The 19,141-nt window shown below is 39.7% G+C and carries 18 protein-coding genes, 1 rRNA gene and 1 riboswitch; of the genes, 1 reads left to right on the forward strand and 18 read right to left on the reverse strand.

Annotated elements, in window-relative coordinates; translation table 11 throughout:
- Window positions 1-26: 26 nt before the first annotated feature.
- The 4 genes from MHH88_RS19510 to MHH88_RS19525 all read right to left on the reverse strand — a co-directional run bounded on the left by MHH88_RS19510 (window position 27) and on the right by MHH88_RS19525 (window position 4,023).
- Window positions 27-716 (reverse strand): heptaprenylglyceryl phosphate synthase, encoded by a 690-nt coding sequence (locus tag MHH88_RS19510; RefSeq protein WP_069509607.1) that lies wholly within the window; start codon window positions 714-716, stop codon window positions 27-29.
- 109 nt (window positions 717-825) lie between these two features.
- Entirely contained in the window at window positions 826-1,146 is a 321-nt protein-coding gene (locus MHH88_RS19515; protein WP_004225717.1) for a YerC/YecD family TrpR-related protein, read from the reverse strand.
- A gap of 16 nt (window positions 1,147-1,162) precedes the next feature.
- Window positions 1,163-2,215: a DUF3048 domain-containing protein gene (locus MHH88_RS19520; RefSeq protein ID WP_339260136.1), complete on the reverse strand. Its 1,053-nt coding sequence runs from the start codon at window positions 2,213-2,215 to the stop codon at window positions 1,163-1,165.
- 86 nt (window positions 2,216-2,301) lie between these two features.
- Window positions 2,302-4,023 carry an adenine deaminase C-terminal domain-containing protein gene (locus MHH88_RS19525; RefSeq protein ID WP_339260138.1) on the reverse strand — a complete coding sequence of 574 codons (1,722 nt, stop codon included), beginning with the start codon at window positions 4,021-4,023 and terminating at the stop codon, window positions 2,302-2,304.
- A gap of 311 nt (window positions 4,024-4,334) precedes the next feature.
- Here MHH88_RS19525 and MHH88_RS19530 point away from each other — a divergent pair, with 311 nt between their 5' ends.
- Window positions 4,335-4,787 carry a YgaP-like transmembrane domain gene (locus tag MHH88_RS19530; RefSeq protein ID WP_339260140.1) on the forward strand — a complete coding sequence of 151 codons (453 nt, stop codon included), beginning with the start codon at window positions 4,335-4,337 and terminating at the stop codon, window positions 4,785-4,787.
- A gap of 84 nt (window positions 4,788-4,871) precedes the next feature.
- On the opposite strand, the gene purD is transcribed toward MHH88_RS19530, so the two are convergent.
- The 14 genes from purD to rrf all read right to left on the reverse strand — a co-directional run bounded on the left by purD (window position 4,872) and on the right by rrf (window position 19,102).
- Window positions 4,872-6,128 carry a phosphoribosylamine--glycine ligase gene (gene purD, locus MHH88_RS19535; protein ID WP_339260142.1) on the reverse strand — a complete coding sequence of 419 codons (1,257 nt, stop codon included), beginning with the start codon at window positions 6,126-6,128 and terminating at the stop codon, window positions 4,872-4,874.
- A 193-nt stretch (window positions 6,129-6,321) separates the two neighbouring features.
- Window positions 6,322-7,848 carry a bifunctional phosphoribosylaminoimidazolecarboxamide formyltransferase/IMP cyclohydrolase gene (gene purH, locus MHH88_RS19540; protein WP_024364464.1) on the reverse strand — a complete coding sequence of 509 codons (1,527 nt, stop codon included), beginning with the start codon at window positions 7,846-7,848 and terminating at the stop codon, window positions 6,322-6,324.
- Between the two features lie 187 nt (window positions 7,849-8,035).
- Window positions 8,036-8,605, reverse strand: coding sequence for a phosphoribosylglycinamide formyltransferase (gene purN / locus MHH88_RS19545; RefSeq protein ID WP_339260144.1), 570 nt, complete (start codon window positions 8,603-8,605; stop codon window positions 8,036-8,038).
- Window positions 8,605-9,660 carry a phosphoribosylformylglycinamidine cyclo-ligase gene (gene purM / locus MHH88_RS19550; RefSeq protein ID WP_069509589.1) on the reverse strand — a complete coding sequence of 352 codons (1,056 nt, stop codon included), beginning with the start codon at window positions 9,658-9,660 and terminating at the stop codon, window positions 8,605-8,607. The genes purN and purM overlap by 1 nt, the downstream gene beginning before the upstream one ends.
- A gap of 188 nt (window positions 9,661-9,848) precedes the next feature.
- The gene (purF, locus tag MHH88_RS19555) at window positions 9,849-11,273 is read right to left on the reverse strand and encodes an amidophosphoribosyltransferase (protein ID WP_069509582.1); all 1,425 of its coding nucleotides are present in this window, start codon (window positions 11,271-11,273) and stop codon (window positions 9,849-9,851) included.
- Window positions 11,249-13,483 (reverse strand): phosphoribosylformylglycinamidine synthase subunit PurL, encoded by a 2,235-nt coding sequence (gene purL, locus MHH88_RS19560; protein ID WP_069509580.1) that lies wholly within the window; start codon window positions 13,481-13,483, stop codon window positions 11,249-11,251. The genes purF and purL overlap by 25 nt, the downstream gene beginning before the upstream one ends.
- A complete protein-coding gene (gene purQ / locus MHH88_RS19565; RefSeq protein WP_025220660.1) occupies window positions 13,470-14,153 on the reverse strand; it encodes a phosphoribosylformylglycinamidine synthase subunit PurQ in 684 nt (227 codons plus the stop codon). Before purQ ends, purL begins: the two co-directional genes overlap by 14 nt.
- Window positions 14,154-14,155: 2 nt before the next feature.
- A complete protein-coding gene (gene purS / locus MHH88_RS19570; RefSeq protein WP_024364458.1) occupies window positions 14,156-14,404 on the reverse strand; it encodes a phosphoribosylformylglycinamidine synthase subunit PurS in 249 nt (82 codons plus the stop codon).
- A gap of 2 nt (window positions 14,405-14,406) precedes the next feature.
- Complete coding sequence (gene purC, locus MHH88_RS19575; RefSeq protein WP_339260148.1) at window positions 14,407-15,117, reverse strand: phosphoribosylaminoimidazolesuccinocarboxamide synthase; 711 nt, start codon at window positions 15,115-15,117, stop codon at window positions 14,407-14,409.
- A 128-nt stretch (window positions 15,118-15,245) separates the two neighbouring features.
- Window positions 15,246-16,541 carry an adenylosuccinate lyase gene (gene purB, locus MHH88_RS19580; RefSeq protein WP_069509576.1) on the reverse strand — a complete coding sequence of 432 codons (1,296 nt, stop codon included), beginning with the start codon at window positions 16,539-16,541 and terminating at the stop codon, window positions 15,246-15,248.
- 13 nt (window positions 16,542-16,554) lie between these two features.
- Window positions 16,555-17,679 (reverse strand): 5-(carboxyamino)imidazole ribonucleotide synthase, encoded by a 1,125-nt coding sequence (gene purK, locus MHH88_RS19585; protein WP_024364455.1) that lies wholly within the window; start codon window positions 17,677-17,679, stop codon window positions 16,555-16,557.
- Window positions 17,676-18,164, reverse strand: coding sequence for a 5-(carboxyamino)imidazole ribonucleotide mutase (gene purE, locus MHH88_RS19590; protein ID WP_024364454.1), 489 nt, complete (start codon window positions 18,162-18,164; stop codon window positions 17,676-17,678). Before purE ends, purK begins: the two co-directional genes overlap by 4 nt.
- A gap of 213 nt (window positions 18,165-18,377) precedes the next feature.
- Window positions 18,378-18,476, reverse strand: a riboswitch (purine riboswitch).
- A gap of 92 nt (window positions 18,477-18,568) precedes the next feature.
- On the reverse strand, window positions 18,569-18,763 hold the full coding sequence (locus MHH88_RS19595; RefSeq protein ID WP_024364453.1) for an NETI motif-containing protein: 195 nt from the start codon (window positions 18,761-18,763) through the stop codon (window positions 18,569-18,571).
- Window positions 18,764-18,986: 223 nt separating this feature from the next.
- Window positions 18,987-19,102 (reverse strand): 5S ribosomal RNA (rrf, locus tag MHH88_RS19600).
- Window positions 19,103-19,141: the final 39 nt, after the last annotated feature.

Raw genomic sequence — 19,141 nt, forward strand, 5'->3', positions numbered from 1 at the left:
ACCGCCTTACAAACATTTGTTCTTAATTATATCGCATTTTTTACAGCCTTAACAGTCGAAAGTGCAGCTTTTAAATCCTCATATATAATATTTCCAACAACCACAGTATCAGCAACTTGTGCCATTTCAGCAGCTTGCTTAGAAGAAGTTATGCCACCACCGTAAAAGAGCTTTGTATTTTGCAATTCACTTTTCACCGCACGCACGATTTCAATATCGCCATATTCTCCGCTATATTCTAAATAAAATACAGGCAGTTTGAAGAAGTTTTCTGCCATTCGTGCATAGGCCACTACATCATCCGTCGATAAATCGGTATTCGCTTGTGTTACTTCTGCAACTTTACAATTTGGATTTAAAATACAATACCCTTCAGCTACTAACTCATCCCAAACCATAATATCGCCATATTCTTTAATAGCCTCATGGTGTAAATTTTTAATCCATTTCGGGTCATCACTATTTAACACCGTTGGAATAAAATAATAGTCATAGCCAGGCGTTACTGCATCAATTGTTGAAATTTCCAGCGCTATTGGTACTTCAAAGCGACGCACACGGACAAGCAAATCCAATACGCCATCTAATGTTACGCCATCTGTGCCGCCAACCAAAATAACATCCGTTCCAGATTCACAAATTTTTTCTAGTGCTTCATCCGATATGTCCTTTGCTGGGTCTAACTTGAACACATGTCTCCACTCTAAATAATCCATCTATTTTACCACCTATCATTTTCTATCTATTCGTTTACAAGTATAGCTTATGGCTCTCTACAAAAAAATATAAAAGACTGAGCAGAAACTCTACCCAGCCTCTTACCTACTATTCTTTTGGTGCTTGAAACGGCTTTTCATCTGGATACAAACGACCTAACATTTCATCATATGTATCGTTACCATAATCAAAGCAGCGACGTACACGAGAAATTGTTGCAGTACTTGCCCCTGTCTCCTTTTTAATGGATTCATAGGTTTTCTTTAAACGTAATAAATGTGCTACCTCAAAGCGTTGTGCTAGTGATTGAATTTCACTAATCGTACATAAATCATCAAAAAATTTATAGCATTCTTCAATGTCCTTCAGTTCTAGTACTGCTTTAAATAACTGATCTGTTTGATGCCCTCGAATTTTTTCGATTTGCATACAGTTTTCCTCCCTCTTAAGGCTGCGTTTTCACCATTGCTTGTAACCCTGGTGAAGCTGGTACGAAATGAATCCATGACTTTCCTGGAACGAGCTTTACTAGGTCACCAGATTCTTCGACAGCCATTGGTAATCCATCGATATTAGCCCATTTTACTTCTCTTAAATAACCATTTTGAAATACATACGCATTTCCACCAGAGGTTAAATCAATATCTTGACGACCTACATTATCAATTGTTTGGTGATTCATTTCAAAAAATAAAACATTTGCAAATGATAATGCTTCGCCTGTCAACATATCTTTCGTTTCCACGCCTGCCGATTGTCGTCCATAACGATTTGTTTGATGATCGTACACATACGTATTGTGGAAATAATTACTATTCCCATAGCTAATGTCAACTTGACTTGTTTCAACGCCTATTTTACCACGTTCATCGGCTTCATAAAAAGCCTGATGCACTTTTTCACTGTAATTCATTGAAGCGCCTACTTTTTCGGCACCTTTTAATATATTTTCAGAGGTAATATAAGAGTTATGTGGCGCTACGCGATCATTCGAGCGTTTAAACAGTGTACCATCGTAATTCATACCATTTATATTATCCACGACATTATTGCTAAGCATTGATTTTGCCTCTGGACTGTAGCCATGTGCGACATAAAATGCCCCAAAACCTTTTGCCATATCTACAAAATATGAACGTGCACTTCGTACTGGGCCAATGTTTTCTGGTAAATCGCTTTGATAGACTGCTAGTAAACGCGTAACATCTCCTTCAGCTAGCATTTCATAAATAATATCTGCTGATGCCAAACCTGATTGAGGGCGTGCGGCAGGATGATTATTAATGGTTACTATAATTGGACGCTGTGTTACTTCTTCTTTAACACTCTCTCCTGTTAACGGAGCCACAAATGTCTCTTGCTTTGCAGGCTCTTCGATAGCTGGCTTGTCATCTACTTTCGTTGCTCCCTCATCTGATTCAGACGCATCTTTTGAACATCCACCGATGAACAAGGCGCTTAATGCTAAGCCAACTAGTAGTTTTTTTGATTTTAACACTTGCATTACTCTCCTTTAGTCAATGCCGCTCTGATGTAATGTCTACTTGCTGGTGCTCTGGCGCTACATAAATTGTACTACTTTAACTACCGCATTACTGCTGGTAATAATAATTTATTCTTCAGGACATCAAAAATCCCTTTTGGTGTTATTCGAATATACGGCAAATGTGTAGATTGTAAAAATAGCAAAGTATAAATAGCGTCTCCTAAACGATAGCCACGTTCTGCCAATGCTTGTTTTAAATCAAGCTCTTTCACTGTCAGTTCCTCCATATTCCCTTGATACAGAATACCACCGATAGTTAACGGAACAGATGCTACGACCTCTCCTTTTTCTACAAGCACAATGCCTCCACGCATTGCCTTCATCTCTTCAAATGCCTTTTGCATATCGTCTTTATTTTTCCCGATAAGCAAAATATCCCCAGTATTTGAATAGGAGGAGGCAAAACCTTGAACGTTTGTGGCAAAACCTTTAATCATCGTATTAACATGCCAGTTACCATTTCGATTAATCAGCATTAAATAACTTTCATCATGGTTTGCAAGCTGCCCTTCTCGTGTAATCAATGAATTATAAGGTTTCGTTATAACGTCATTCACTAATTCAATTCCAAATGGCATTGAAAATTGGAAATCATGAGAAGTTAGCGAAAAGTCCAAATCAAAAGAAGGAATTGCTGAATAATCTATGTCAGCAAAACGATGCACCCGTTCGCCATCACGCTTTAACCAAACACCTTTTGATAGTACACTTTCCGGTATTGGATGATATTCATCTTGTAGAATATTTAGTGAGGCAAAGCGTCCCGTCGCAATAAAACCATGTAAGTTTGACATATTGTAATAACGCGCAACATTGTAGGATGCCATTTGGTAAGCATCGATTGGTGAAACTCCTGCATCTAATGCGACTTGAATACATTTATCCATCACACCATCCTGATGGAATGAAGGCGTTGAGCCATCCGTTGTCATCATGAGATGGTCGAATATCGGTAGTTGTTTTTCTACGATTCCTTTCAATAGATTTGGTAAATCTGGACGAATCGAAGAATGACGAAGCGTTACCGCAAATCCTTGCATAATACGACGTTCTACTTCTTCCACCGTCATGGCTTCGTGGTCTCCATCTGCACCAAGTAATTTCATCCGCGCTAAAGTGCGCTCTGATGCGCCTGGAAAATGACCTTCAATTTTTTTGCCATATCCTTTCGCCATTTGCATGCGATAAAGCATTAAATCATCACCATGTAGTAAGCGTGGCCAACCCGTTAGCTCTCCACCTAACAATACATCGTCACGTTCTAACCATTCTAGAATAGAAGTGTTTGAAAAAATTTCTTCCTCTTGCTCCATTTCAGTTTGTGAATCAAAGCGCGTCCACCAATAGAACGAAAACGGTAATTTCTTTAAGTCATCTAATATTGAAAACGCTTTCTTGTTTTCTAAAGATAAGACGAAGCTTAAATTATCCGATATAAAAGCTGTAGTTCCAAGTTGCCCACAAAAATCAGCAAAGGATTGAGGATGATACAACTGGAACGGATGAACATGTGGTTCAATGTAGCCAGGTACAATCGTTTTATCCGAACAATCCACTATTTCTGTTCCATCTATTAATGGAGGCATTTTTTCTCCCGCATAAACGATACGGTCTCCTGAAATCCAAATATTCCCTATCACCCATTGTTTCAGCATGCTATGTAAATAACGTGCATTTTTTAAGACAATATTAGGCGATTTTTTGCCATCTATAACAGCTAAATGCTGACGCAATTCCGTAATTTTCCATACCGGATCCATGTAAATCGCTCCTTCCTAATTTGCGTAAAATTTCATTGTGTAATTCCTATTTGAATTCACATACTACTACTGCATAAACGCTTTTGCATTCATTGTGCATATGGATGTATTGGCGTTCGCATTTTGAATAGGACTCACAAGTTGACGCCTTTCAAAATCCGAGCCATGTACATCTTCATTTCAGATTATCTGCAACATGAAGCAAAATAATGCTTTATGCAATCATCTTGTTTCAATCGTAACACAGCACTTTCATAAAGCAAAGTGCACCCCGCTTTATTTTTTCCACTATGACTAAAGGAGGAAACGATATGATGCAACAAGCAAATCTTAGTGATAAAAATGCCTTTTGCCGCTTTGCCCTTGGCACAAGTATGACGGCATTTGGTATCGCTAAAGTTTCAAGAAATCCTAACTGTTTGAAAAGTCGACTGATGATCGCATTAGGGGCAATGAAAATGGCTGAGGGTATTTTTAAATATTGTCCTGCAAAGGCAATGTTAAACTCAAATGTGGAAACTGCCATGAACACCTCTATGCAAAGTATGTTCAGTGGGCAAAATTCTATGTCTTCTGAACAAAATCCAATGTCCTCTGAACAAATTGGTAAGCTTATGAAGGATTTCTCCTCTGCGATTACTGGTAACTCGTCAGATATAACTGCAAGTTCTGCAAGTTCTTCTAACTCATCTGACACCAGCACTTCAAACCAACATTCCTCGGACAGTAAAAATTCTACAACAAAAGCACAAAATCCTTCTTAGTCAAAGAAGCCGTCTCAATACAAATTTGAGACGGCTCCTTACTTTTTAGAGAAATGAAAAGTCTATGAAAAATATTTGTAAATGTTATTTAAATGTACGCCAGCCAATATCTTTGCGATAGAAGAAGTTGTTCCATTCAACTGTGGCAATACCAGCATACACTTTTTCTTGTGCTTCTTGTAAGGTAGATGCTTTTGCAGCGACAAGTAAAACACGCCCACCATTCCCTACATACTTTCCATCTACAAACTTCGTACCTGCATGGTAGACTGCATGTGAAGCTGATAATGTTTCTAAGTTCGGTAACGCATTTCCTTTTTCCACATCACCAGGATATCCTTCAGCAGCAATAACAACACCTAACATCGCTTCATTTGACCATTGCAAATCAAATGGTTTTTCCTCCATTAATGCGTTCATAAAGGCACCGAAATCGGATTGCATGCGTGGCAGGACGACTTGCGTTTCTGGATCACCAAAGCGCGCATTGAATTCGATTACTTTAGGACCCGTTTTTGTTAAAATGAGACCTGCGTACAAAATACCCGTAAATGATACCCCATCTGCTTCCATTCCTTTAACAGTCGGCTCAACTACTGTTCGATAGGCGACATCTACTACATCCTGCGATATTTGTGGAACAGGAGAATATGCACCCATGCCACCTGTGTTTGGCCCTTTATCGCCGTCATGTGCTCGTTTATGGTCTTGAGCAATCACCATTGGATAAATTTGTCCTTTATGTACAAAAGACATAAAGGAGAATTCTTCACCATCAAGGAATTCTTCAATCACGACACGAGATGAAGACTCACCGAAACGCTGATTCCCGATCATATCCTGTACGGCATCAATCGCTTCTTCTTCTGTCATAGCTACTACTACACCTTTACCTGCCGCTAAGCCATCTGCCTTAATAACAATTGGTGCACCTTGGGCTTTAATATAGTCAATTGCTTTTTCTGATTCTGTAAATGTTGCATGTGCAGCGGTAGGAATATGATATTTATTCATAATATCTTTGGCATATGATTTACTGCTTTCAATTTGCGCTGCTGCCTTCGTTGGACCAAATACGCGTAAACCACGTTGCGTAAAGAAATCGACAATCCCTTCTGCAAGTGGTTGCTCTGGACCAACAAATGTTAAGTCTACTTCGTTTTCTTTAGCAAATTGTGCAAGTCCTGCAAAATCCATTGTGTCAATCGCAACAACTTCTACATCTTCTCGCATCCCATCATTACCTGGCGCTACGAATACTTTTTTTACGGACGGAGAAATGCTAAATTGTTTGGCAATTGCATGCTCACGACCGCCACTTCCTATAACTAATACGTTCATAATTAGTGAATCCTCCTCTTTAAGAGTAAGAGCTGTCTAATAAGCGGCTCTAAGTAAATCCTTCGAATCTCATGTGAGTTAGAGCATTTATATGCTTTTATAGAAAAAATAGTATACTAGAAACGCTCCCAGTATACTATTTTCCTTATTAGGACAAACCCTTTATTATTTGTATATTTTTATATAGCGATGATTAATGCTTGAAGTGACGTACGCCTGTAAACACCATTGCAATGCCGTACTCATTTGCTTTATCAATCGAATCTTGGTCTTTAATAGAGCCACCTGGTTGAATAATGGCTGTAATTCCTGCCGCATGAGCCGCTTCTACTGTATCACTCATAGGGAAGAATGCGTCAGATGCTAAAGCTGCACCTTTTGCTTTATCGCCAGCTTGTTCGAAAGCGATTTTCGCAGCACCTACACGGTTCATTTGACCAGCGCCAACACCTAATGTCATTTGAGAATCTGTTACAACGATTGCATTTGATTTCACATGTTTAACTACAGCCCAGCCAAGTTGTAATGCTTCCCATTCTTTGTCAGTAGGCTCTCTATCTGTCACGACTTTAATGTCTGCATCACCAAAGCCATAGCTATCTGGCTCTTGTACAAGTAAGCCACCTTCAACAGAGACAACGTTAAATTGATCTTTTTTAGCTTGCTCAAATGGAATTGTTAATAAGCGAATATTTTTCTTTTGTGTAAGAATGTCTAATGCTTCTTGCGTGAAAGATGGCGCAATAATTATTTCTAAGAAAATATGGCTTAACTTTTCTGCCGTTGCCGCATCTACTTCCATGTTCAATGCAATAATTCCACCAAAAATAGATGTAGGATCGGCTGCATATGCTTTGTCAAAAGCTTCTTCTAACGTTACACCTGTACCAACACCACAAGGATTCATATGCTTTACAGCAACTGCTGCAGGCATTTCAAATTCTTTGACGATTTGAAGTGCGGCATTACCATCTTGAATGTTATTGTATGATAATTCTTTTCCGTGCAATTGCGTAGCATAAGCTAATGAGAAATCCGAACCAAGACGTTTTTGATAAAACGCTGCTTTTTGATGAGGATTTTCACCGTAACGTAAGTTTTGCTTTAATTCATAAGTAAGCGTTAAGCTTTCAGGGAATGCTTCCTCTGTTAAGTGATTGGAAATATAAGAATCATACGCTGCTGTGTGACGGAAAACTTTTGCTGCTAGCTTACGACGCGTTTCAATCGTTGTAGCACCCGTTGCTTTCAATTCTTCTAATACAGTTGCATAGTCATTGCTATCTACAATGACTGTTACATATTGATGATTTTTAGCTGCTGAACGTAGCATTGTTGGACCACCAATATCAATATTTTCGATGGCATCATCCCATGTTACATTAGGCTTTGAAATTGTTTCAACAAACGGGTAAAGATTAACACAAACAATTTCAATTGGTTCAATTCCATGCTCATTCATTTGCGCTTGATGAGAAGCATCATCGAATTTCCCTAATAGTCCACCGTGGATCATTGGATTTAAAGTTTTTACACGCCCATCTAAAATTTCTGGGAATTTTGTTACTTCATCCACTGCTGTTACTGCGACATTATTGTCCTGTAACATTTTTTTGGTACCACCAGTTGATAAAATTTCATAACCTAATGCCACTAATTCTTTTGCAAATTCTAAAATACCATCTTTATTGGAAACACTGATTAATGCACGTTTTGTCACAACGAAATCCTCCTAATTTGTCTCGTGTAAAACCACGAATTATCGATCCATCTTGATTTAGCGGCGTTAGGTGCTAATTGAACGACTCGTTCTACTTGAGCGGAGTTCATCATGATTTGAGCGAATCTTACAGGAACAAATAACGTTTCCTGTTACAATGAGCCAAACCTAACTACCTACCAATCCATTACTTTAATAATTGTTGTAATGCTTTTGTATATAACACATGCTCTTGCTGATGAATGGCCATTTCAGTTGCCTCACGATCACCTTCGATAACAGCAACGGCAGCCTGTGCAATAATAGGCCCTGTATCCATGCCTTCATCTACAAAATGCACTGTAACACCCGTCACTTTCACACCATGTTCGATTGCTTGTCCAATAGCATCTTTTCCTGGGAAGGATGGTAACAATGAAGGGTGGATATTCACAATACGCTGTGGATATGCCGCCAATAATACTTCGCTAATTAGACGCATATACCCTGCAAGTACAATCCACTGCACACCACATTCACGTAAGGCTTCAATAATCGCCGTTTCGTAGTCTGCTTTCGATGCAAATTCTTTTGGATTTAAAGCTAGGACGGGGATACCAAATTTTTCAGCACGCGTCACAACAAATGCAGCAGGCTTATCTGTCACAACAAGCTCCACTTTAGCATGTAGTTCGCCACGTTCAATCGCTTCTTGAATTGCTTGAAAATTACTGCCACTCCCTGAAGCAAAGACGGCAATTTTTACTGGTGCAGTCATTACACTAAGCTCCCATCATGTGAGCCGTTAAATACAACGCCCTCGCCTTTCACAACGCGACCGATTTTGTATGCTTTTTCACCATTTGCTTCTGCTGTAGCAATGACTTTATCTGCTTCTGCTGCTGGTACAGCCAATACGAAACCAATGCCCATATTAAAGACATTATATAAATCCTTATCTTCAAGCTGACCTTTTTCTTTTAAAAATTCGAAAATACGAAGAACCGGCCAAGAACCTAGGTCAATTTCTGTTGCTAAGCCTTCTGGCATCATACGTGGTAAGTTCTCATAGAAGCCGCCACCTGTTACATGTGCACAACCATGTACATCTGCCGCTTTTAATGCTGCTAGAACTGGTTTTGCATATAACTTAGTTGGGACTAACAGTGCTTCACCGATTGGGCCTAAATCTTCGAAGCCTTCAACAACTGCATCCACTGCATAGCCGTTGTCAGCAAACACGATTTTGCGCACTAATGAATAGCCGTTCGAATGGACGCCACTTGACGCTAATCCAACAAGCACATCACCTTCAACGATTTTTTCACCTGTTACGATTGCTGATTTTTCACAAGCGCCTACAGCAAATCCTGCTAAATCATACTCATCTTCTTCATAAAGACCTGGCATTTCCGCAGTCTCACCACCGATTAAAGCAGCACCAGATTGCACACAGCCATCTGCAACACCTTTGACGATTTGTTCGATTTTCGCTGGTTCTGCTTTACCAAGTGCCACGTAATCTAAAAAGTAAAGTGGTTCTGCACCTTGCGCTACAATATCGTTTACACACATAGCAACACAGTCCACGCCAATTGTATCGTGCTTGTCTACCATGAAAGCTAATTTTAATTTTGTCCCAACACCATCTGTCCCTGAAATTAAAACAGGTTCTTTAAGATTTAGTTCTGACAAGTCAAACATACCACCAAAGCCTCCAAATGTACCCATCACGCCTAGTCGATTCGTACGTTCAACGTGAGACTTCATTCGTTTAACAGCTTCGTAGCCCGCTTCAATATTTACACCTGCTTGTTCATATGCTTTTGACATGCAGAGATCCTCCTTTAAATTAATTCAGCACAAGTCCCTAACTTTTACATATAGAGAGTTGTACAAAATTATGTTCAACATCATGCTGGGAATATCAATCCTAACTCAATGTCATTTTCACCTTTAGAGGATACCCAACATCGTTTGAATGTGGGTACTCCAACAAGGCTTTATTGATTAACATACACTTAGCGTAACAGTTCTTTTTCGTGTGGTAAGATTGTATCTGGGAAAATTTCTGTTGGGTATTTGCTTGTAAAACATGCTAAGCAAAGACCTTTATTTTCATCCTCAAATGGACGTGCGATCGTTTCGACCATGCCTTCAACTGAAAGGAATGTTAGTGAATCAGCACCAATTGCGTCTCTTATTTCATCCACACTGTGACTTGAAGCAATCAGCTCTTCATGTGTCGAAGTATCAATACCGTAATAACAAGGGTCCGTCATTGGTGGAGAAGAAATAACAACATGCACCTCTGCTGCACCTGCATCCTTTAGCATTTTGACAATACGGCGTGATGTTGTACCACGAACAATCGAATCATCCACCATTATAACGCGTTTCCCTTTGACAACTTGCACAACAGGTGACAGCTTCATTTTTACACCACGTTCACGCAATTCTTGGGTCGGTTGAATGAATGTACGACCAACATAGCGGTTCTTTATTAACCCTAGCTCATATGGAATACCGCTTTCTTCAGCAAAGCCAATTGCTGCTGAAATACTTGAGTCAGGTACACCAGTTACGACATCCGCTTCAATATGTGCGCATTCACGTGCGAGTTGTTTCCCCATACGTTTACGTGCCATATGCACATTAATGCCATCAATATCTGAATCAGGACGTGCTAAGTATACATACTCCATCGCACACATTGCGCGATTTTCCATATCTGCAAAACGATCTGATTTTACACCTTCATCGTTTATTATTAATAATTCACCTGGTTCCACAGAACGTATAAACTCTGCTCCTATTAAATCAAAAGCACAAGTTTCAGAAGCAACAACCCAACCGTCTCCTAGTTTTCCAAGAGATAGAGGACGTAGACCATGTGGATCACGTGCAACAAGCATTTCATCTTTGGTCATAATTAAGAATGAATACGCTCCCTTTAATAACGAAAGGGCATTTTTCACCTTTGCTCGGAATGGTGAATGCGAGCTTTTCTTAATAAGATGCGCTAACACTTCTGTATCTGAGCTAGAGTGGAAAATACTACCTTGACGCTCTAAATACTGTTTTAAGTGTGTCGCATTGACTAAGTTACCGTTATGAGCAATTGAAAGGCTACCTGTTGATGAATGAAATAGTAATGGCTGTACATTTTCGATTCCGCCACCGCCAGCAGTCGTATAACGAACATGGGCAATTGCCGCTTTTCCGTCCACTGCTTTTAATTTCTCTTCGTTGAAAACATCATTTACTAATCCTTCGCCTTTCACCGCGCGTAGGTGTAGACCGTCAGAAACGACGATACCAGCACCTTCTTGTCCACGGTGTTGAAGAGCATGAAGCCCGTAATAACTAAGGTGTGCTGGATTTGGGTTACCCCAAATACCAAACACCCCACATTCTTCGTTTAAGCCTCTGAGTTCAGCAAGCATGGGATTGCTCCTTTCCAATTAGAACGGAATTCCTCCACTGTACCTTCTACAAGCACACCGTTGTCACCGTTGATTTTAACAAGCGCATCGTTTGTTACGACACCGATTTTTTGTGCATCTTTTACAGTTTCTACAAATGCAGCTGCATTTTCTTCTTTGACTGTTACAACGAAACGGGATTGTGTTTCACTGAATAAAGCCGTTGTTGCAGAGCCTGTTAGTGTCACATCAATACCTAAGCCTTGTGCACCAAATGTCGTTTCTGCAAGTGCTACAGCAAGACCACCTTCTGCTACGTCATGTGCAGATTGTACAAGTCCAGCTTTAATTGCTTTCAACAATGCTTGTTGACGAGCTGCTTCTACTTCTAGGTTAATAGCAGGTGCTTGTCCTGAGATGACACCGTTATTTAATAATTTTTGAAGCTCTGAACCACCAAATTCAGTATTCGTTTCACCGATAACAAATACTACATCGCCAGCTGCTTTCACATCTTGCGTTGTTACATGTGCTAAGTCTTCGATTAGACCTACCATACCGATTGTTGGTGTTGGATAAACTGCTTCTCCGGAACGTTCATTGTATAAAGAAACGTTACCACCGATTACTGGTGCATTGAGTGCAGTACATGCTGCTGAAATACCATCGGCAGATTTTTCAATTTGCCAGAAAATTTCTGGTTTCTCTGGATTACCAAAGTTTAAGCAGTCTGTAATAGCAAGTGGTGTACCACCCGTTGCGACAATATTACGCGCTGCTTCTGCTACTGCAATCGCCCCGCCCACTTCAGGATCAAGGTAAATGTAGCGAGAGTTACAGTCTGTAGTCATCGCAAGACCTTTATTTGTGCCACGTACACGGATAACTGCAGCATCTGAACCAGGTGCCACAACTGTTGATGTACGAACTTGATAATCGTATTGATCGTAAACCCATTCTTTTGAAGCAATCGTAGGTGCTTTTAACAATGCGTTTAACGTTTCTTTATAATCTGTTACAACTGGTTCTGCATTGTCCATTGCTTGGAACTGTGCGTAGTATGCAGGCTCAGCAGATGGCTTATGATAAACTGGCGCATCTTCTGCTAATGCATCTGCTGGAACATTCGCTACAACTTCACCTTTGTGAAGTAAACGCAGCATTTTATCATCTGTTACAACACCAATTGCTACTGCATCTAAATCATATTTATCGAAAATCGCTTTAATTTCATCTTCGCGACCTTTTTTCACGACTAGTAACATACGTTCTTGAGATTCAGATAGCATCATCTCATATGCAGTCATACCTGTTTCACGTTGTGGTACTAAATCTAGGTTCATTTCTACACCAGAACCAGCTTTTGAAGCCATCTCTGCTGAAGATGAAGTAAGACCCGCAGCACCCATATCTTGAATACCAACTAACGCATCAGATTTTACAACTTCTAAACAAGCTTCAAGTAGTAGTTTTTCCATAAATGGGTCCCCTACTTGCACAGCTGGACGTTGATTTTCTGATTCCTCTGTTAATTCTTCAGAGGCAAACGTCGCTCCATGGATACCGTCACGACCTGTTTTTGCTCCTACGTACATCACTGTATTTCCTACACCCGCAGCAATACCGCGTTGAATATCCTTGTGGTCAATTAGCCCAACGCACATTGCGTTTACTAATGGATTACCTTCGTAGCAAGGGTCGAATTGAATTTCGCCACCAACAGTTGGAATCCCGATACAGTTACCATAGCCAGCAATACCAGCAACTACTTCTTCAAATAAATATTTACCACGTGCAGATTTTAACTCTCCGAAGCGTAATGAGTTTAGCATCGCAATTGGACGTGCACCCATTGAGAATACGTCGCGAATAATACCACCAACACCTGTTGCTGCACCTTGATACGGCTCGATTGCCGAAGGGTGGTTATGTGATTCCATTTTAAATACAACGGCTTGCTCATCACCAATATCTACAATCCCTGCGCCTTCACCAGGACCTTGTAATACTTGTGGCCCTTTTGTTGGGAATTTACGTAATACTGGTTTTGAATTTTTATATGAGCAGTGTTCAGACCACATTACTGAGAAAAGACCTGTCTCTGTCCAGTTTGGTAGGCGACCGAGAATACCTTCTACCATTGCAAATTCTTCGTCTGACATCCCCATTCCAGCGTATAGCTTTTCATCTTTAATTTGCTGTGCTGTTGGCTCAAACTTAGTTGTTGACATGATTTTCCCTCCACTGCTTCACAATTGATTTAAATACTGCTAGACCATCGGCTCCGCCCACAAGTGCATCGACAGCTCGTTCTGGGTGAGGCATCATTCCTAATACATTTCCGCGCTCGTTAATAATCCCTGCGATATCTTCTAAAGAACCGTTTGGATTTTCTCCTGAGTATGTGAACACAATTTGATTGTTATCTTTTAGTTTTTGTAATGTTTCCTCGTCACAATAATAGTTACCTTCACCGTGTGCGATTGGAATATTGATTACTTGACCTTGCTCATATTGATTTGTGAATAATGTATTGTTGTTTTCAACTTTAAGCTGTATTGTACGACACATGAATTTTAGGTTTTTATTGCGAAGTAAAGCACCTGGTAATAAGCCTGCTTCTGTTAGAATTTGGAACCCGTTACAAACACCCAAGACTGGCTTACCCGCATCTGCTGCTTTTTTTACTTCTGCCATAATATTGGATTGGTTTGCCATAGCGCCACAACGTAAATAGTCACCATAAGAGAAGCCACCTGGTACTAGAATACCGTCAAAGCCACTTAAATCTGTTTCTGCGTGCCATACATATTCTACTTCTTCACCTAGTTCGTCTTTAATCGCATGATACATATCGATGTCACAGTTTGACCCAGGGAATACGAGTACTGCGAATTTCATGATTAGTTAGCCTCCTCGACTTCGTAACGGTAGTCCTCAATTACTACATTTGTTAAAACTTTTTCACACATTTCTTTTACTAGAGTATCAATATCGCGCGCTGAATCTCCGACAGTTAGTTCAAGATATTTACCGATACGTAAATCTTCTACTTCACCGTAGCCCATTTTCGCTAAAGAACCTTGTACTGCTGAACCTTGTGGATCTAGAATACTCTCACGTAATGTTACGTAAATTTTAACTTTTTTCATTGTTATTTGCCTCCGAGTCTAGAAAGAATAATAGTGTATACTTCAGTTAAATTACCAAGGTCTCGACGAAAGACATCTTTGTCCAACTTTTGCTTTGTTTTTGTATCCCAAAGTCTGCATGTATCTGGTGAGATTTCATCAGCCAATAATACATCTCCGTTCGTATCACGGCCAAATTCAAGTTTAAAGTCAATTAGCGTAACATCCACATCAGCAAAAATCGGTTGCAATACTTTGTTCACAGCTAATGCACCGTTATACATCGCTGTTACTTCTTCTGATGTTGCAAGGTCAAGTACATCAATATGCTCCGTTGTAATAAATGGATCGCCTAATGCATCATCCTTATAATAGAATTCTACGATTGGGCGCTTTAATGGTGTGCCTTCTTCTAAACCAAGGCGTTTTGCTAAGCTACCTGCAGCTATGTTACGAACAACAACTTCAATTGGAATGATTTCAACCTTTTTCACTAGCTGTTCTGTAGCAGATAATTGTTTTACGAAATGTGACGCAATTCCGTTAGCTTTTAATTTTTCGAAAATTAATGAGGTAATGCGATTATTTAAAACGCCTTTCCCGTCAATTTCCTCTTTTTTCTCACCGTTAAATGCTGTTGCACTATCCTTATATTCAACTAAAAGTATTGTAGGATCTTCCGTTGCATATAATTTTTTTGCTTTACCTTCATACAAAAGTTGGTCTTTCGTCATTTCGTCATTCCCCCAGATTATTATGAAATACGCCTCGACGTATTGATGTTATGGATTTTGAATCTTGAAGTATGATTCAAAACCCGTAACATCCGTCGTGGCACTAACTGTCTATCGATTCAATAATGTTAGTTAAGTCCAAGACGTTCAAAAATCATATCTACATGCTGTAAGTGGTAGTTGTAATCAAAGCAGTGATCTAACTCTTCCTTCGTTAAATAAGAAGTGATTTTTTCACTTGCATCAACTAATGTACGGAATTGTACTTGCTCGTCCCACGCCTGCATCGCTAATGGCTGAACTGTATCATACGCTTCCTCACGTACTAATCCTTTATCGATTAGTGCTAATAAAATTCTTTGTGAGTAAATCAGTCCAAATGTACGACCCATATTACGTTTCATGTTTTCAGGGAATACTGTTAAATTTTTCACGATGTTACCGAAGCGGTTTAACATATAGTTCAGTGTAATTGTTGCATCCGGTAAAATAACTCGTTCCGCAGATGAGTGTGAAATATCACGCTCATGCCATAACGCTACGTTTTCGTAAGCTGTTACCATGTAACCACGCATTAAACGTGACATACCAACCATATTTTCAGAGCCGATTGGATTGCGTTTATGCGGCATAGCAGATGAACCTTTTTGTCCTTTTGCAAAGGCTTCCTCTACTTCTCGTGTTTCAGACTTTTGCAATCCGCGAATTTCAGTTGCGAATTTTTCAATTGATGTTGCAATTAATGCAAGAGCGCCTAAATATTGTGCATGGCGGTCACGCTGTAATGTTTGTGTAGAAATAGGTGATGCTGCGAGCCCTAATTTATCACATACGTATTGTTCAACGCGTGGATCGATATTTGCATATGTGCCAACTGCACCAGACATTTTACCTGTTTCAATTACTGTGGCAGCTGCTTCAAAGCGTTCTAAGTTACGTTTCATTTCTTCATACCATAAGCCTAATTTTAAACCGAACGTTGTTGGTTCAGCATGTACACCATGTGTACGACCCATCATAACCGTATGTTTATGCTCTTTCGCTTTTGCTGCAATAATATCAATAAAATTCACAATATCTTTTCGTAAAATATCATTCGCTTGTTTAATCAAATAAGAAAGGGCTGTGTCAACCACGTCTGTTGAAGTTAAACCGTAGTGCACCCATTTACGCTCTTCGCCAAGTGTTTCAGATACAGCACGTGTAAATGCTACTACGTCATGACGCGTTTCTTTCTCAATTTCTAAAATACGATTTACATCAAATGAAGCATTTTCACGAATTTTAGCTACATCTTCTTTTGGAATATCGCCAATCTCCGCCCAAGCTTCACATGCTAAAATTTCAACCTCTAACCAAGCTTGGTATTTATTTTGTTCTGTCCAAATTGCGCCCATCTCGGGTCTTGTGTAACGTTCAATCATTGCGTATCTCCTTCTATTCTGACCAAATGCCAGAACTTTCGATTTGTTGTAATGTTGCTTCTAAATCTTTTGTCATAATCGTTACGTGGCCCATCTTACGGTTCACCTTAGCTTCAGCTTTCCCATAAAGATGCAATGACCATTCAGGATATTTTGCAATTGAGTTACTAAGTGGCATAACATGCTGCCCTAATACATTCACCATTATTGATGGTGCCCAAAGTTGCGGTTTGCGCAATGGCCAACCACAAATAGCACGGATATGCTGATGGAATTGTGATATATTACATGCCTCTATTGAATAGTGACCAGAATTATGAGGTCTCGGTGCTAGTTCATTAATAATAATTTCGCCGTTTTCTAAAACGAACATTTCTACCGCCAGCGTCCCTACTAAATTTAAGTAATCGGCTATTTTTATAGCCTCTTGCTCAGCAGACTGTGCTGTCATCTTTTCGATACGAGCAGGTACAATTGTTTCGTGTAAAATATGATGAACATGAATATTTTCACCAACAGGCTGACAATATAATTCTCCATCACCGTTTCGCTGTACAATAACTGATACTTCTTTCACAAAAGGTACAAACCCCTCAGCAATACATTGTGAATGAGCGAAAAGCCCTTCTGCTAATGGTAAATCCGCTGCTGAATTTAGAAGCTGCTGCCCTTTGCCATCATAGCCACCTCTTGCAGTTTTTACGATACACGGATAACTGATCTTGTCAATACTCGCGACCAATTCCTCATATGTATTAGCTACTATATAAGGAGCTACTGGACAGCCAGCTTTCACAATTGCTTCCTTCTCAGTCACACGGTTTTGTGTAATGCGTACTAATTCAGCTCCTTGTGGTACGTAAGCCATTTGAGTTAATCGTTTTAAACCATCGTAATCAATATTTTCAAACTCATACGTAATAACGTCACTGACTTCTGCAAGTTCCTCTAATGCAGCCTCATCATCATAAGGTGCCACAATTCGAATATCTGCAACCTGTCCACATGGTGAATCCATTGTCGGCTCAAGAACAGCTATTTTAAATCCTGCTTCCTTTGCAGCAAGTGCCATCATACGGCCAAGCTGTCCTCCTCCGATAATACCTATCGTTTGTCCTGGATAAATAATTTTTGTCACACTAAGTCACCTGTGCTTTCCAATACTTGTTGCTTCGTCGCCTCGCGTCTAGCATCTAGTTTATTAGCAAGCTCTATGTCTGTTGTCGACAAAATTTGCGCTGCAAGCAAACCTGCATTTGTTGCACCTGCTTTTCCGATTGCAACAGTTGCTACAGGTACACCACCTGGCATTTGTACAATTGATAACAGTGAATCAAGACCATTAAGTGCACGAGATTGTACTGGCACGCCAATAACAGGTAATGTTGTTTTAGCTGCTACCATACCTGGTAAATGTGCTGCACCTCCAGCACCTGCAATAATCACTTGAATACCTCGCCCACGTGCTGCTTCAGCGTACTCAAACATTAAATCAGGCGTACGATGTGCTGATACTACTTTTTTCTCGTACGGTACTTGTAATTCATCTAAAATATCACACGCATGTTTCATAGTTTCCCAGTCACTTGAACTACCCATAATGACACCGATTTTCGGATTCATGAATTGTCGCTCCTTTTAAACGATAGAAAAATGATCGATTATTGTGCAAGCCTCTATTATTCAATAGTCACTGCATTTCTTTACTTTTTGAACAAAGAAAATCCTCAAATAAGCTACTCTCTACACATACACGTGAAAGCAGCTTACTTGAGGACTTATTATGAAAAGAATATGCAGATTTAGACATCTGTACACACACCTTCCCGTAACATGCCAAAAGTTGCTTTCCCGCATAGTCCAGCATTTACGGTGCCGGGTAGAGACACTAGAGCCAATTCTCTAGCATATATGAGGGATTTAATTGTTTTCCTTATCACATTTTAACAAGTGAAAACACTATCGTCAATGCAAAAATGCGAACATTTTATTTTCACCATTAAATATCGTTCGGTTTTAAGTCGTATTTAGTCAGAATCTTGACATAACATCGCTTTAAATTGTATTTTTTGACGTAAATACGTTGGTTCGCCATTTACTAGATGAAAAATAGGCTCTTCCTTCCGTCCCATCGCCATATATCCATCTTGACGCATTCTCTCCAAACATTGTTCGATTGTTTCATTTTCTTCTACTTCATACCAAATTTGCTTTTTGCCCAAACTGTTCTTCCTTCCAATCCATGTCATGATTATTCTTCCTTACTTGTAATCCATTATACCTGATAAGGCACTTCAAAAATGCACGAAATTGTAACAATTCGTAATCATAGTAGCGTTTTATATCCATATTTCAAGCTTCGCAATTGTATAACTGGTACCTTTACATAAAAACATTATAGAGAAAACAAAAAAACCAAGGAATATATCCTTGGCTTTTAAATTTGCCTAGCGACGTCCTACTCTCACAGGGGGAAGCCCCCAACTACCATCGGCGCTAAAGAGCTTAACTTCCGTGTTCGGTATGGGAACGGGTGTGACCTCTTTGCCATCATCACTAGACTATTTACGGCTTTCAATATACATCGTATTTCTTTGTCA

The organism is Lysinibacillus sp. FSL K6-3209 (genome assembly GCF_037976175.1).
GTDB lineage: Bacteria > Bacillota > Bacilli > Bacillales_A > Planococcaceae > Lysinibacillus > Lysinibacillus sphaericus_D.